The 14,948-nt window shown below is 32.6% G+C and carries 13 protein-coding genes; 6 read left to right on the top strand and 7 right to left on the bottom strand.

Annotated elements, in window-relative coordinates; all coding sequences use genetic code 11:
* Window positions 1-1,253, top strand: a 1,253-nt coding sequence (locus RBR53_11905) for an integron integrase (GenBank protein ID MDY0133355.1), incomplete at its 5' end; no start/stop codon positions are given.
* A 282-nt stretch (window positions 1,254-1,535) separates the two neighbouring features.
* Here RBR53_11905 and dapB read toward each other — a convergent pair.
* Genes dapB through RBR53_11890 form a run of 3 tightly spaced genes read right to left on the bottom strand, consistent with a single transcriptional unit; the run spans window position 1,536 to window position 6,576 of the window.
* Entirely contained in the window at window positions 1,536-2,360 is an 825-nt protein-coding gene (gene dapB, locus RBR53_11900) for a dihydrodipicolinate reductase (GenBank protein MDY0133354.1), read from the bottom strand.
* 1 nt (window position 2,361) lies between these two features.
* Window positions 2,362-4,002: a sugar phosphate nucleotidyltransferase gene (locus RBR53_11895; GenBank protein ID MDY0133353.1), complete on the bottom strand. Its 1,641-nt coding sequence runs from the start codon at window positions 4,000-4,002 to the stop codon at window positions 2,362-2,364.
* A 15-nt stretch (window positions 4,003-4,017) separates the two neighbouring features.
* Window positions 4,018-6,576 carry a 1-acyl-sn-glycerol-3-phosphate acyltransferase gene (locus RBR53_11890; GenBank protein ID MDY0133352.1) on the bottom strand — a complete coding sequence of 853 codons (2,559 nt, stop codon included), beginning with the start codon at window positions 6,574-6,576 and terminating at the stop codon, window positions 4,018-4,020.
* An 801-nt stretch (window positions 6,577-7,377) separates the two neighbouring features.
* Here RBR53_11890 and RBR53_11885 point away from each other — a divergent pair.
* Window positions 7,378-7,635: a hypothetical protein gene (locus RBR53_11885; protein ID MDY0133351.1), complete on the top strand. Its 258-nt coding sequence runs from the start codon at window positions 7,378-7,380 to the stop codon at window positions 7,633-7,635.
* 102 nt (window positions 7,636-7,737) lie between these two features.
* Here RBR53_11885 and RBR53_11880 read toward each other — a convergent pair whose 3' ends face one another.
* Together RBR53_11880 and RBR53_11875 are read right to left on the bottom strand one after the other, a co-directional pair.
* Window positions 7,738-8,910 (bottom strand): DUF1343 domain-containing protein, encoded by a 1,173-nt coding sequence (locus RBR53_11880; GenBank protein ID MDY0133350.1) that lies wholly within the window; start codon window positions 8,908-8,910, stop codon window positions 7,738-7,740.
* An 11-nt stretch (window positions 8,911-8,921) separates the two neighbouring features.
* Entirely contained in the window at window positions 8,922-9,737 is an 816-nt protein-coding gene (locus RBR53_11875) for a serine protease (protein MDY0133349.1), read from the bottom strand.
* A gap of 293 nt (window positions 9,738-10,030) precedes the next feature.
* Here RBR53_11875 and RBR53_11870 point away from each other — a divergent pair, with 293 nt between their 5' ends.
* The 4 genes from RBR53_11870 (at window position 10,031) to RBR53_11855 (ending at window position 14,057) form a co-directional block, all read left to right on the top strand.
* Window positions 10,031-10,822, top strand: a complete 792-nt coding sequence (locus RBR53_11870; GenBank protein ID MDY0133348.1) for an enoyl-CoA hydratase-related protein — start codon at window positions 10,031-10,033, stop codon at window positions 10,820-10,822.
* A gap of 373 nt (window positions 10,823-11,195) precedes the next feature.
* The gene (locus tag RBR53_11865; protein MDY0133347.1) at window positions 11,196-12,497 is read left to right on the top strand and encodes a phenylacetate--CoA ligase; all 1,302 of its coding nucleotides are present in this window, start codon (window positions 11,196-11,198) and stop codon (window positions 12,495-12,497) included.
* 41 nt (window positions 12,498-12,538) lie between these two features.
* Window positions 12,539-12,970, top strand: coding sequence for an ACT domain-containing protein (locus RBR53_11860; GenBank protein MDY0133346.1), 432 nt, complete (start codon window positions 12,539-12,541; stop codon window positions 12,968-12,970).
* A gap of 4 nt (window positions 12,971-12,974) precedes the next feature.
* Complete coding sequence (locus RBR53_11855; protein ID MDY0133345.1) at window positions 12,975-14,057, top strand: DUF2786 domain-containing protein; 1,083 nt, start codon at window positions 12,975-12,977, stop codon at window positions 14,055-14,057.
* Between the two features lie 146 nt (window positions 14,058-14,203).
* Here the strand turns inward: RBR53_11855 and RBR53_11850 are convergent, their stop codons facing one another.
* Both RBR53_11850 and RBR53_11845 read right to left on the bottom strand, forming a co-directional pair.
* Entirely contained in the window at window positions 14,204-14,530 is a 327-nt protein-coding gene (locus tag RBR53_11850) for a histidine triad nucleotide-binding protein (protein MDY0133344.1), read from the bottom strand.
* 32 nt (window positions 14,531-14,562) lie between these two features.
* A partial coding sequence (locus tag RBR53_11845) for an iron-containing alcohol dehydrogenase (GenBank protein ID MDY0133343.1) occupies window positions 14,563-14,948 on the bottom strand: 386 nt, incomplete at its 5' end.

The raw sequence follows: 14,948 nt of genomic DNA, 5'->3' as shown, positions 1-14,948 counted from the left end.
AAGATTCAAAAAGTCTGATTATGTTTGCTGAAAAATTGAGAAAAAAGAATCAGACACCAGCACAGATTAATCAGGCAGAGCATGCTGTAAAAATTTATCATTCCGGCATATTTATGGATAATTTTTCAGAAAACTCAGCTGCCTCACAAGGTTTTGAACAAACAGAAAATTTTATTAAAACAGACGGCGGCAATTCAGTTACATGTTTTTTTAATCAATCTCAGGATATTTCCCATAAAATTGAGGAAAGTCAGTTTGAGTTACCATGGGATCAGGCTCTTTCAAACCTGAGTGAAGAAATAAAAGTGAGGCATTATTCTCCAAAAACACTTAAAGCATATACACTATGGGCTGAAAAGCTTCGTTATTTTACCCGCCAGAAGCATCCTGAAAAACTGGAGGCAGAAGATATTAAAAAGTTTCTCACCTTTCTTGCAGTTGAAAGAAAGGTCTCTGCATCTTCCCAGAATCAGGCATTTAATGGTCTTTTATTTTTTTTCCGTCATGTTCTTCATAAGGAATTTGGCAAGCTGGAAGGTGTTGTAAGAGCAAAAAGAAAACCATACATTCCTGTAGTGCTTTCAAGAGAAGAGGTTTTTAAGGTTATAAAAAATCTCAGATATCCTTATGACCTTGTGGTTAAACTTCTCTATGGATGCGGACTCAGGCTGTCGGAGTGCATGAAGCTAAGAGCTCAGGATTTTAATTTTGATGCAATGATTCTGACTGTTCATGATGGAAAAGGAAAGAAAGACCGTACTGTTCCAATACCCGAAAAACTGGAACATGAGCTCAGGGAACATGTTAATCTTGTTATAGAAAAGCATGAAAAAGATCTTGATGCCGGTTATGCAGGAGTTTTTCTGCCTTCTGCAATTGAACGTAAGTATCCGGGTGCAGCAAAGGAGCTTTCATGGCAGTGGTTTTTCCCTTCAAAAGAACTTACCCTTGTACCGGATTCTAAAGAGTTAAGGAGATATCATCTTCACGAAACCCATGTTCAAAAGGCTATTAAGATGGGAGTAAGAAAATCTAAACTTATAAAACGTGCCTCTGCCCACACTTTCCGCCATTCATTTGCAAGTCATCTTTTGGCTGCAAATGTGGATTTGCGGACCATACAGGAGCTTCTCGGTCACAGCAATATACACACTACAATGATTTATACACACACAGTTCAATCCATAACTATCAGGGAAAAGAAAAGTCCTCTGGATTTTGATGATAGTTTTTTCAAGTCTTTGAAAAAATAAAAAACTAGGGGTCAGAAAGTTACTTTTAATGCTTTTAAAAGATTATATTACCAACTTCATGCATACTGCCTGATGGATAATCATTCTCATCTTCTTTTAGAAATATCTGAAAATAATCTTTCTTTTCTTTACCTTAGAATAGCTTTATTAGGGGTAAAAAAAGCCTTCTAAGGTTAGAAAAAGATTGCTTTTGTTATATTTATTGAATTATTTCAATGTTTTGTTTTGGTCCGACCCCGCTTTCACCCGCTTTGACTTATCAAATAATCTATGAAATTTAATCTATCCTTTTAAAACATCAATCATAGTAAAAGCTTTACCCTTGAAGTTTTCTTTGATTTTTTTATTCAAAAATAAAACAGCATCAATGGTTCCCCTGGAATAAATATCTCTGCCATTTATATTGTGGATAAATTCAAATTTTGCACTTTTATCATCTGATACAAGGGAATATTTGTGCCAGGCATGACCTTCAAGATGCTCTTTTGGAATTTTCCACTCATTTTCCTGAATATCTTTATTTCTTTCTTTTTTAATTTCTTCAGTGTCAAAATTAAGTCCAAGTTTTTTAAAATAAGTTACCATTGCTTTGGCAGTTCCGCTTGTATCTGCTTTTCCAGATTGGTGGCTTTCTTTTATTTCAAGGGAATATCCCTTGAAAAGATCAGGGAAATTATTTGCAGCAAATTCCATCATTGCCTGAAATCCAACAATTTGTTTTGCCATATTAGGAGCTATTACTGCAGGAATTTCACTTTTTTCAACTGCTTTTACAAGTTCTTCCCTGTTTCCTCCTGTGGTTCCCATTACAAAAGGGATTTTATGTTTTACATAAAACTTTGCATTTTCGTTAACAGCAGTAGGGTGGGTATAGTCGATTGCAATTATATTTTTAAATTTTTCAAGGATTTCTTTTATTTTTTCATCCCTTGAATCCGGTTTTAAAAGTTTAATTTTTTTGTTTTTAAATTCAAAAAAATCTTCTTTTACATCCGGGCCTGTTAGTGAGGCTTCAACAAGATTGAAAACATCTGGGTCAAGATGCTCTAAAATATTTTTGGCAACATTTCCAGGTATTCCGTTTATCATTAAATTTATTTTTTCCATTTTAAGCTCCTTGATATGTTAATTCAATTTCTTTTAAATATAAAATTTCATCAGCTTCAATAGACTTTAATGTATCATTTAAAGATTTCAAAGCTGGTGGAATATAGTTTTCAAAATAAGATTTATTTTTTTTAAGTGATAAAAATGCAAAAGCTCCAAGTATGTGCAGATTTCTTGAAAGGGCACAATATTTATAATTGTTTATAAAATCTTTTATTGAATCTTTATCAATTTTTATTTCATTTACAGCAAAATTTAAAAGTTGATTTTTAATTTCAAAATCAAGATCAAGATATGGGTCAATTAGAATAGAAGCAAGGTCATATTGAAAAGGTCCTGTTCTTGCTCCCTGAAAATCTATAAAATAAGGTATATGATTTTTTATCATTATATTTCTGGACTGGAAATCCCTGTGCATAAGACCTGTAAAAGGTTTTTCTACTGCTTTTGAAGATATAAAATCAAAAACTTTTAAAAGTTTATTTTCATCATAGTTTATTTTTGCATAATTATTTAAAAATTCATTTTTAAAATAAAGACATTCTGTAAAAGACATTTGTTTATCATAAAAATTTGTTTGATAAGTCATTGAATCTTTAAAATCTTTTTTACCTTGAATGCAAAAGTTTATAAGTTCTTTAATTACCTTTTTAAAAGTTTTTATTTTTTGTTCATCTGGAATGTTTTTTATATAATCTTCCAGTCTTTCATCTCCTAAGTCTTCAGTTAAAACAAGACCTGAAAAATAATCAAAGGAAATTATTTTTGGGGCTTTAATATTTTTTTCTTCAAGATGACGAGCTATTTTTACAAAAGATTTTACCTGGGATTTTCCATTTTCTGTATTTATTCCATGATCAGCAAGAATTAGACTATTGTTTTTTCCTGTTATTCTTGACCATTTTCTGTCCGAACCATCACCTTTGAGATTTTCTAATTTATATTTTAGAAAGTCATTTGTTTTTAAGTTTTTAAGCAAAATTTCAAGGCTTTGATTTTTAAAGCTTTCTATTGTTCCAAGGTCATTGAAAAAAGTTGAATTTTCAGGAATAAAAGCCTTTATTTTAAGGCCTTGAGCCATCATTTTTTTATAGGCATCTATACTTGTTTCATTTATTTTAAAAAACTTTTCTGCACTTGGATTAATCACCTGAACTCCTGTAAATGTATAATTTTTTTCAGAAAAATTTTTATTAAATTTTTTTATACAGCAGTTTTCAATTTCAACATTATTAAACCTGTTTTTTAAAAGACAAAGAGTTGCCATTGCTTTTGTGTTTAAATGGAAATCATAAACTTTTTTAAAATCAATATTTGTAAATATATCAGAATTGACAACTAAAAAGGGTTTGTTATCCATGAACTTAAAAATATTTCCTATACCTCCTCCTGTATTTAATATTTGAGGCTCATGGATAAGATTTATTTTTGCCTGAAATTTTTCAGATTCAAAATATTTTTCAATTTGCAAGTTAAGGTGATGGGTATTTATATAAATTTCTGAAAAACCGGAGCTTTCAAGGGAATTTATTATCCGTTTTATAAGTGGTGTCCCGTAAAGGGGGAAAAGAGGTTTTGGAATTTTTTTGGTATGTGGAAGAAGTCTTGTTCCAAAACCTGCTGCAAGAATAAAAGCTTTCATTTAATTCCCCGGTTTTTAACCGTTTATTATATTAATATAAGTTTGAATTTCTTTTATCATTTCTTTTATTTTTTCCTTTTGTTCAGAGCCTTTTATTCCCTCACACCGAACTTTGTCTAATGCATTTTTAAGATTAATTTTAGACATTGATTCAGGAAGAATTATCTCGCCTCTTTTATGAAGCCTTGATGCCATTGATTGAATTTTTTTAAGTGCCTCTTTATACTCAATATCTTCTGAAGGATATCTTAAGAAAAAGTTTAAAACTACTCGAATAGCTTCAAGATAAGGAGAAAGAAAAGCTGAAAATGATTTTAATTTTTTGTATCCTAGAGCTGTTATATTATAGGTATCAGGAAGAGACTGGTGGGGAACTATAATTGCATCGTCAATAAAACTTTTTATTGTTTTCCTGACAATAAAATCAGGTGAATTTGCCTGATCTGGAGTAAATTCTTTTTCTAAAAGATTTTGAAACTTTGCATACCCCATGTGAAGGGATGAGGTTGAAAATTGGAAAGCTTCAAGCTCCATAATTGAAAGGGCTGTGTATGCCGCAGGAATAAAAAATATTATTGAGTTGTTTTTATAATAATCGAGTAAAGAGCGTTTGGATTCAGGAAGAATGAATTCGTTTAGCTCTTCTTTTTCAGAGGATTCAATAAATCCCCTTGATTTGAAAGCTTCAATTACAATGTTTACTGAAATTTCAGGATTTACAAGAAGAGTGTCTGAAAGTACAGCTTTGGAGTTTGTAAGGTAAGTAAGAAAGGTTTTTACAATTTCTTTTATTTTGTCTCCTGTAATTGTGTGCTGTCTATTGTTTAGAAAAGCAGCAGCAACAACAGAATAGGGTGTTGCAACAGAAACTTTTCCAATTCTGTCAATTATATCAAGGCCAATACTTTGAACCAGCTCTTTTTTTGATTCTGGGTCTTTTGTATAACCTGAACTTTCAAGGAGCTCTCTAAGGGATAAAGGCTCATTAAAATTAACATAAACTTTTCCGTATTTTTTATTTAAGAATTTTCTTGCCTTGAAAAGCCCTGATACGTTTTCAGGCGTTTTTTCGCCTCCGCTTAATTCCTTTAAATAGGATTTTTCTTCCAGTACTCTGTCATAGCCTATATAAATTGGAACAAGAATTAGATCCTCTTGTTCGCTTTGGATAAAAGCATTAATTATCTGAGTTAAAATTCCATACTTTGGTCTAAGAAGTTTCCCTGTTCTGCTTCGGCCTCCTTCAATGAAAAATTCTATATTAAATCCTTCATTAATAATTTTTTCAATATATGCTGAAAAAATTTTAGAGTATAGTTCTGCTCCTTTAAATGTCCTTCTTATGAAAAAAGCTCCTCCTCCTCTAAATATTGTTCCAAGGGGCCAAAATGATAGATTTTTCCCTGCGGCTATGTGGGGGCAGGGCATTTGGTTGTGGTGGAAAAGATAGGAAAGTATAAGATAATCCAGGTGACTTTTATGGCAGGGAATAAGAATAAGCGGCCCTTTTTTTGCCATTTCCTTAACTCTTTCAAGACCTTTTGTGTCAACATTCATTCCTTCAAAAATATTTTTAAGCATCCAGGTTAAAACTACATCATATGCCTTGATCCAGTTCATGCTGTAATTTGCAGCAATTTCATAGAGATAAGCCTCAGCTTTTTTTTGAACTTTTATAAGCTTAGTTTCTGTTTCTGTGCTGTATTCGTGGATGATTTTTTGAACTTTGGGGTTGGTAAGGATGTTGTCTATAAGTTCTTCACGATTTTTTAATGTAGGTCCTAAAATACTTTGTTTATGCTTGGAAAGGACGGATTGAATTTCCCTTCTTAAAACAACAGCTTGATCAGGGAGTGATTTTGAAATTAAACCATTTTTTGCCTGAAATTCTTTTAAGTTAAGAGGCTTTGAGTACGATATAAAAGTTTTTTTATTCCCTTTAATAAGCTGATAAATTTTTCTTGTAATTCCTGGTTCAGCTTCGGTTCCAAAAATCATATCAATTATGCTTGGGTTTGTTTTAGGAGGTCTTTGACTGAAAAAAAGAAAATGCGGGATTAAAAGTATGGGGCGATCAGTTTTTGTCTGGATATCAAGAAGAAAAACAAGAGGGTCATGGTTTTTTTTGACAAAGTATTTGTAAATTCCCTGGGTTTCTGAAAGAGCCAGAAAACCTGAATTATTGTTTTTTATAAGAAGATTTTCATAGATATTGTTTTTGTATGGAGATGGAATTTTGAATTTTGTAAATACATATCTAATGTTTGTGTAAATAATTTTAAAAAATTTGGAAATTGACTGGCTTAGAATAAAGGAATTATCAAAAAAGATTTCAGGGGGATTGATTCCAAGTTTTTTATAATTTACTTGAGAATAAAGAAAGGCAAAAGTGTTTTTCTTTTGTGAAGTAAATATAAGAATTGGATCTTTTTGAGTGTTTATATACTCAAGTTCTTTTGTATCAGTTTTGATTCCTCTGAAAAGGAATTTAAGTGTGAGTTTTCCTAAAAGGCTTTTTTTAGCCGGGAGATATGAAAAAAAATATGTTTTTTTGTTTTTTATTTTTGTTTTCATTTTTTATCCTGAAATTTAAATTAAATATAAACTAGGGTTTAGTAAGGAGCTAAGGTTGTGTGAATGCTCTCTTCCTGAAAAAAATATTCAGAAGGGAGTTCTAGCAGGTTTAAGTCTGAAGCACATTCATCATTAGAATTTTGCAAGCCAGTTGAATAAATTTTATATATATAAGTTTTTTTGATCATCATAATTATTTCTCTCAACTGAATAAAGTACTAATAAAAAAAATTAATTCATCCCCACCTTAGTTTTATTAAGGAAGAGGACTTTTTAGCAGGGTTGTTAAAATAATAAGCTAAAACTTTTTTATCCGAAACCATATAAGTTTATTTTATTATAATCTTTTAAAATAGGGAAAGTGTTTTTTTTAATTTTCTATCCCTTGAAAGCTGGAATTAGCAAAATATGGGTTTATATGCAATTTTAATTTCATTTGGCTCTTTGGTTTTAGTCCTTTTAGCTTGGTGTATAAATTTCAAAACAATAAATACCTTAAATAATAGTTTTTGTCTTTTTTGATTAAAATAAGGGTATAGTTTTTTGCCAATCCTTATCTTGTTTGCTCAATTTAGGAGTCGAACAATCCCGGGTGCAACTAATCCTTGTCCCAAAATCAAAACTGAGATACTATGTTTTCCAACTTTATGAAAAAATATTCTTGCCTGAACCAATACTTTGTGATAGCGATTTTGTGATAAAAACGATTGTTGGTTTTGTTTTTGGTTTATTAACTTTGATAAAAAAAGAAATTTTTTTAGAGAAAACTAAATTTTTATATCAGAAGGAGGAAAGTTTCTTATGAAGACTCTTATTGGGGGTGCAGTTGCTGCAGTGCTTGGCGTAATCGGGCTTGCTGTTTGGTTTGGTGAATTTCTAGGTCTTTTGGCTGGTGCAATTCCTGCTATGCTTTTGCTTGGCGGTGGTCTTGCTCTTTATCTTGGGTTTGACGAGCTTAAAGATGTTTGGAAAGAAGAAGAAGCTGTAGATCCGGCAAGTGACGAAGATCGTATAGCTGATCTTGAAAAAGAACTTGAAGAACTTAAAGCAAAAAATTAATTTAGCTTAAGTTTTGGAAATAGTTTTTTTGGTCTAAGGTAAAAAGGCGAAATATTTATTCTAATTTCGCCTTTTTGATTTTTTATAGTCAGTAGAAAATTGTTAGTAGAGAAGATAAGGTTTTATTCTTTCTTCATATTTCTTGGTTCCTTCCTTATATTCTTTTTCCAGCTTGTAGAGATCATTATTCTCAATTATTTTTTCCCTTAAGTTTCTGCTTCCTAATATAAGGTCTAAAGGTTTTTTCTTATACTCAAACTCATAGGGTGGCAGACTTAATTTAAAGTCTTTTTCAAAAAGAACAGCAATTCCTTGCAAAATACAAAGACTTAAAAAATAAGGCTTATATGCTTTTTTATCAATTATATGAATCTGAAATCCCTGGCAGGGTTTTTCCATCCATTTGTTAGATGTTGGCTGGAAAGTTACCTCTCTTAAATAAACACCGTTTAAATCGTATCTTTTTAAAAGAAAGTCTTTAAGTTTTTTTGGTTCAATATAAGGAGCTCCAAAAAATTCAAAGGGCTTTGCAGTTCCCCTTGCTTCAGAAACATTGGTGCCTTCAAAAATCACCTGCCCAGGGTAAACATAAGCTGACTGAATTGTAGGAAGATTAGGAGAAGGCAATACCCAGGGAAGACCAGTATCTTCAAAATACATTTGTCTTTTGTAGTCTTCCATTTTTATAATTTCAAGATCTGCATTAATATTAAACTCATTATTAATAAAAGAGGCAAATTCACCGCAGGTAAGTCCATGTCGCATTGGTATGGGATACCTTCCCACAAATGATGAATATTGATCTTCAAGAATATTCCCTTCAATCTGCTCGCCTGAAACCGGGTTTGGTCTGTCAAGAATTACAACTTTTATATTATGTTCTTTTGCTGCTTCAAGGCAAAATGAAATTGTGTAAATAAATGTATATACCCTTGTTCCAACATCCTGAATATCAATTAAAAGGGCATCAATATCTTCAAGCATTTCCGGCCCGGGTTTTAATGTTTTTCCATAGAGGCTGTAAACAGGAGTTTTAAGATCTGGATCAATACAATCGTCCGATAATTTCATATTGTCTTGTTTTTCTGCAAAAAAACCGTGTTGAGGTGAAAAAAGAGCTTTTAAGTTTGAGCCGAAAATATTTGAAACAATTTCTTTTGAATGAATAAAGTTTTTGTCGATTGATGCAGGGTTGGCAAGCAGTCCGATTTTTTTATTTTTCAGATCTGCAGGGGTTTTGTTTTTTAAAATTTCAATTCCTGTTTTTACAGTCATTATTTGTCCTTTTAAATCTTGTTTTCTATAAATTTGTTAAATTTTATTTTATTGGGAAAATATTCAATATTTTCTTCAATTATTTTCAGCTCCCGTCTTAAATGATGACAGGGAACTGCATAACTTATGTTTGTAGGTATTGTATAAGCAAAATTATTTTCTGAATATAAAGTGTCTGTGAGGATGGAAAATAAAACTCCCCTTACTTTTCCAGTTTCAGTTGAAAAAACAGGAGAGCCGCTGGCACCTCCATGGGTCATAATATTAATGGCAAAAGCATCTGGTTTTTTTTTGGGATAGGGAAGGATTGCACTTATAATTCCCCTTTGAAGAGTGGGGGAAATTTGGAAAAGTCCGCCAGGACCCATAAGGGCGTAACGGCCCATTGGAAATCCTGATGTAGCAATCTCATAACCTTCTTTAAGTAAATTATCTTCATCTTCTAGCTCAAGATAAGGATTGTCCCTGACGTTTACTTCAACAAAAGCAAGATCAGGTTTTTTATATCCTGTGTTTTTATGGTCGGGAAGGAGGATGGTTTTTTTTAGATCAAAAATTATATCAATTATTGAGTTTTTGGTTTTGTAATATAAAACAGCACAGGCTTCATAGCTTAAGTCATTGTTTTTTGAGCTTTTAGGTTTAAGCATTTCTAATGAATTAACTACGTGGGCATTGGTGGCTATGAGTCCTTTGTCATTTATAAAAAAACCTGTGCCAAGAATTGGTGGAAGTTTGGGCTTTTTATTGTGAGGAAAAAAAGAAAATTTGGGAATAAAGGCAACAATAGATTTTTTAATTTCAGGGTAAATTTTGGCAAGATTCATTTTGTGTATCCAGATTCTCTTTGAGTTTTCTAAACTTAATTAATTTAGCATTTAAGGTAAGATTAGGCAAAAATACAAGAATTAATTTTTTCAATTTGCTATATTAACCAGTGTTTGATACAAAAAACATAGCTACTAAGAGTTGGAACTGAATGTTTTATAAGCTTAGTTCCTAAATAATTAAAAGCTTTTACATATCAATTTCTATTCTTTGCTCTTGATTAAAATCAGGCTGATTTTTTAAGATACAAAACAAGGCTTATTCATATAACTTAAATTTAAAGGAGTTTTCCATGGCTTATGAAAACATTATTCTTGAAGTTGAAAAAAGTATTGCAAAAATCACATTTAATCGGCCAAAGGCGTTAAATGCACTTAACCAAGCTCTTTTGGATGAGCTTGACAAAGCTCTTGATGAAGTAGAGCAAAATGAGGATGTTAAGGTTCTTGTTCTTACCGGTGCTGGTGACAAAGCTTTTGTTGCAGGAGCAGATATTACTGAAATTAATAAGCTGAATGCCTTGGAAGCAAAATTTTTCTGCAAAAAAGGCCATGATGTAATGGCAAGACTCCAGGAAATTCCAATTCCTGTTATTGCTGCAGTAAATGGTTTTGCTCTTGGAGGCGGAAGTGAAATGGCTCTTAGTTGTGATTTTATTTATGCTTCTGAAACAGCAAAATTCGGATTGCCTGAAATCACCCTTGGGATAATACCAGGATTTGGTGGAACCCAGAAACTGCCAAGGCTTATTGGTAAAAACCTTGCAAAAGAAATGATATTTACAGGGAAAATGCTTTCAGCAGCAGAAGCTAAAGATGTTGGGCTGGTTAATCAGGTAGTTCCCCTTGAAGAACTAATGGATTCTGTTATGAAAGTTGCCTCTTCCATTGCGAAAAAGGGAAGAGTTTCTCTTAGAGCTGCAAAGTATGCAGTTAATACAGGAATGGATGTTGATCTTGCCACAGGCTGTAAAATTGAAATTGATTCTTTTGCCCTTTGTATGGATAGTCCTGATGCAAAAGAAGGAACTTCTGCATTTATGGAAAAAAGAAAGGCTGAATTTAAAGGCAGCATCAAAGGGTGATCCCATTGATTTGAAGTTTTATTTAGATTGAATTATTTTCTTAAGCCGCAGTTTTAATTCTGCGGCTTTTATTTTTTAAGCCAGTGTTTTTAAATATTTATCTGCTAAAGATTTTTCCTCCAAAAGATTTAAAAAGAAAACTGCTTTTTTTAGCTGTCCTCGTCTTTCATTATTTATTGCTCTTTTTGCTTGTGATTGTTATAAATCTCAAAACTAGAGCAAAACTGCAATTGCCGCCTTGGTCGGCGACTGATTGAAAATCTGATTTTCTTTGGTTCAACTAAAAAACTATCCATTAATATAAATTGCAATTTGATTAAGAAGTGGAACAAAAAATTTAGTCCCACTGTCATAGTATAGGAAAGGTTTGAAAATGATTTACAATATGGAGTTTGAAACTCTTCCAAGGGAAGCCATTGAGGCTGTACAGCTAAAAAGACTTCAAGCTGTGGTTGAAAGGGTATATGCCACTGTTCCTTTTTACAGGAACAAGTTCAGAGAAGTAAAAATTCTTCCAGAAGATATTAAAAAACTCGATGATATAAAAAGGCTTCCTTTTCTGACAAAACAGGATCTAAGAGACAATTATCCATATGGGCTTTTTGCAGTTCCCATGGATCAGGTTGTAAGAATACACGCATCTTCAGGAACCACAGGAAAGCCAACCGTTGTAGGATACACAAAAAGAGATATTGAAAATTGGGCTGAAATGATGGCTAGAGCTCTTTCTGCTGCCGGAGCTTCAAGAGGCGATATTATTCATAATGCCTTTGGATACGGGCTTTTTACCGGAGGCCTTGGAGTTCATTATGGAGCTGAAAAACTTGGAGCTTCAGTTATTCCGGTTTCAGGAGGAAATACCCAGAAGCAAATAACAATAATGAAAGACTTTAAACCCACTATACTTACAGCAACACCTTCTTACACACTTCATCTTGCTGATGTTGCTAAGGAAATGGGAGTGGATTTTAGAACTCTTGATTTTAAATCAGGAGTTTTCGGGGCTGAGCCCTGGTCTTCCAAAATGAGAGAACAGCTTGAAGAGGACCTTGGTCTAAAGGCTGTGGATATTTATGGGTTAAGCGAGGTTATGGGCCCTGGTGTTGCAGTAGAATGCGTTGAAGTAAGAAATGGGCTTCATATTTTTGAAGATCATTTTATTCCTGAAATTATAGATCCTGACACAGGTGAAGTTCTTCCTCTTGGAGAAACTGGAGAACTTGTGTTTACTTCAATTACAAAAGAAGCTTTTCCTGTGATAAGGTATAGAACAAGGGATATTACAAGGCTGATAACTGAGCCCTGTCGTTGTGGGCGCACCCATGTGAGAATGGAAAAAGTCAGCGGAAGAACTGATGATATGCTTATAATAAGGGGGGTAAATGTTTTTCCTTCCCAGATTGAATCAGTGCTTATGGGAATTGATGGAGTTGAACCCCATTATCAGCTTGAAGTTGACAGAAAAGATTCTCTTGATATTTTAAGTGTCAAGGTTGAAGTTAATGAAAGTATTTTTTCAGATGAGGTTAAGGTTTTACAAAGTCTTGAAAAGAAAATATCCCATAATGTCAAGGAAACTCTTGGGGTTTCAGTAAAGGTGAAGCTTGTTGAACCAAGATCTATTGAAAGAAGTGAAGGAAAGGCAGTAAGGGTAATTGACAAAAGAAATTTTTAAAATCAGGCTTTTTTTAAACATAATAGATGCGGGAGATGAATATGAAAGTAGAACAGCTGTCCATTTTTCTTGAAAATAAAATAGGAAGACTTGCTGAAGTTTCAAAAATTCTTGCAGAGGGTAATATAAATATCAGGGCACTTTCAATTGCTGACACAGCCGATTTTGGTGTTTTAAGGATGATTGTGGATAATGCTGAAAAGGCCAAGAATATTCTTAAGATTAAAGGGCTTACCGTTGGTGAAACTGAGGTTGTAGGCGTTGAAGTTCCAGATGAGCCTGGCGGTCTTTATAAAATTCTTAGAAATCTTGAAAAAGAAAATGTAAATGTGGAATATATGTATGCTTTTGTTCACCAAAGCAAAGATAATGCTGTGATGATTTTCAGATTTGATAATCTGAATAAAGCAATTGAAATTCTTTTGGATAAAGGTTTTACTGTAATTCCTGGTTCTAAACTTTACAATATGTAGAAAAATGCACAAAAACATTGAATTTGAAAGATTTGTTTTAAAAGGACTTGGAGAAGAATGGAGAACAACTGCTAGTTTTTATGGTGCTGATTCCCAGCCAGGCTTTAAATGTCCTGTTTTTTCATTGAATGATTCCACTTCTTTTCTCGGGCTTTGGGATTATTCAAAATATGAAATTTCTATTCAAAGAAAATTAGCCTTTGATGAACCATGGGAAAAAGTACGTCATGTTTTAAAACATGAAATGGCTCACCAATACGCAGATACTGTTCTTAAACAAAAAAATGAGCCTCCCCATGGTAAATCTTTTAAAAAAGCCTGTGAAATTTTAAGGGTACCCAAAAAAGCAGGATTTGATCTTTTAAATGACAAAACAGATAGTTCAAATTTAAATCCTCAGGTTTCTAAAATCAGGAAACTTTTTTCCCTTTCCCAAAGTGCAAATGCCCATGAAGCTGAACTTGCCATGAAAAAAGCCCATGATTTTATGGAAAAATATAATTTTGACAAAAAAGATATAAAAAAAGAAGAGTATTTTTCAGTTTTTCTTGGAAAGCCAGGCTTAAGGCATTTTAAGGAAAATTATTATCTGGCCGGGCTTTTATCAAGGTTTTATTTTGTTTATCCGGTATGGGTTCCCTGTTTTGTAAAGGAAAAAGGTAAAACTGGTAAAATCATGGAAATTTCAGGGAAATTTTCAAATGTGGAAATAGCTTCTTATGTTTATGATTATCTAAATTCATATATAGACCGGGTTTGGGCTGATTTTAATAAATCAAAAGGTTTAAATAGATATAAAAAATCTGATTTTGCCGTGGGAATAATCCACGGGTTTTCAGAAAAGCTTAAGCAAAATATTGAAAATTTTTCCAGAAGGTCAGAAAAAAATCTTCCAGTGGCTGTTTTATCTGATCCTGATTTAAAAAAATATCTTGGGTGGTATTATCCAAACTTAAGTTCTAGATCCAGAAAAAGAACAATTAGAAAAGATATTTATGAAAAGGGAGTAAAAAAGGGTAGGGAGCTTAGGATTTCAAAAGCTGTTTCCAGGAAGGACTCTAATGGTAAAGGGTTGATTGCAAGATAGTTCCTGGGGTGAAATTCTAGTTTAGAATCTAATTAGAGAGTTTCATACTTTTTAAATTAAAAAATTTACAATGAATTTAGTCTGTTATAATTAAAAATATGCCCCAGGACTTGACCAGGGCATATTTTTTGCTAAAAACAAAAAAACTACCAGCCGCCTATAAGATGTAGGTGAAGGTGAAATATTTCCTGGCCACCTCCTTTTTCAACATTGAACTGGAGCTTGTATCCGCTTTTATTAATTGAAAGAAGTTTTGCAGCTTCTTTTGCAGTAAAGATCATTTCTGCAATTATGTCTTTATTTTTGTTTTCAAGGTCATTTATACTTCTTATATGCTCCTTTGGAACAATAAGAAGATGAACAGGGGCCTGAGGATTAATATCCTTGAATACAACTAGGTTTTCATTTTCAATAATAAATTCAGTGTCCAATTTTTTATTTGCAATTTTGCAAAAAAGACAATCTTTAGTCATTTTATATTCCCTTCTTTTAAAAGTTAAACTTTTTAGATTGAAAGTCTTAATATTTCTTCGATAACTTCCTTTGTATAGTCCTTAAGCCCCCATTTCACTGCAAGAGAATGGGCATTTTCAGTAATTTTTTCTATATCTTTTTCAGGTATTGAAGCTTCGGATAATCGAGTGGGTGCTCCCATTTTTTTAAACCAGGTTTCAAAGGCTTCAATTACAGCTTTTGACTGGGAGTTTTTATCAGGGTATTTAAAGCCAAAAATATTATTTGCAAGTTTGGTAAATTTGGTGGTTGAATGTTTTGCCTTATACTTCATCCATGCAGGTCCAACAATTGCAAGTCCTTCTCCATGGGCAATATCATAAATTGCACTTAATGAGTGTTCAATCATGTGCATGGGAAATTTTTTTGGTCCTGCTC

The sequence above is a fragment of the Desulforegulaceae bacterium genome (assembly GCA_034006035.1).
Taxonomy (GTDB): Bacteria; Desulfobacterota; Desulfobacteria; order Desulfobacterales; family JACKCP01; genus JACKCP01.
The sequence above is the reverse complement of the archived record's forward strand: the minus strand, read 5'-3'. Positions and strand labels throughout refer to the sequence as shown.

What these genes read in the sequence shown, in the direction of transcription:
- RBR53_11895 (MDY0133353.1), bottom strand. Translation starts at nt 4,002, where the DNA reads ATGAAAGCTTTTATTCTTGCAGCAGGTTTTGGAACAAGACTTCTTCCA.
- RBR53_11880 (MDY0133350.1), bottom strand. Translation starts at nt 8,910, where the DNA reads ATGACTGTAAAAACAGGAATTGAAATTTTAAAAAACAAAACCCCTGCA.
- RBR53_11850 (MDY0133344.1), bottom strand. Translation starts at nt 14,530, where the DNA reads ATGACTAAAGATTGTCTTTTTTGCAAAATTGCAAATAAAAAATTGGAC.
- RBR53_11865 (MDY0133347.1), top strand. Translation starts at nt 11,196, where the DNA reads ATGATTTACAATATGGAGTTTGAAACTCTTCCAAGGGAAGCCATTGAG.
- RBR53_11855 (MDY0133345.1), top strand. Translation starts at nt 12,975, where the DNA reads ATGCACAAAAACATTGAATTTGAAAGATTTGTTTTAAAAGGACTTGGA.
- RBR53_11885 (MDY0133351.1), top strand. Translation starts at nt 7,378, where the DNA reads ATGAAGACTCTTATTGGGGGTGCAGTTGCTGCAGTGCTTGGCGTAATC.
- RBR53_11860 (MDY0133346.1), top strand. Translation starts at nt 12,539, where the DNA reads ATGAAAGTAGAACAGCTGTCCATTTTTCTTGAAAATAAAATAGGAAGA.
- dapB (MDY0133354.1), bottom strand. Translation starts at nt 2,360, where the DNA reads ATGGAAAAAATAAATTTAATGATAAACGGAATACCTGGAAATGTTGCC.
- RBR53_11875 (MDY0133349.1), bottom strand. Translation starts at nt 9,737, where the DNA reads ATGAATCTTGCCAAAATTTACCCTGAAATTAAAAAATCTATTGTTGCC.
- RBR53_11870 (MDY0133348.1), top strand. Translation starts at nt 10,031, where the DNA reads ATGGCTTATGAAAACATTATTCTTGAAGTTGAAAAAAGTATTGCAAAA.
- RBR53_11890 (MDY0133352.1), bottom strand. Translation starts at nt 6,576, where the DNA reads ATGAAAACAAAAATAAAAAACAAAAAAACATATTTTTTTTCATATCTC.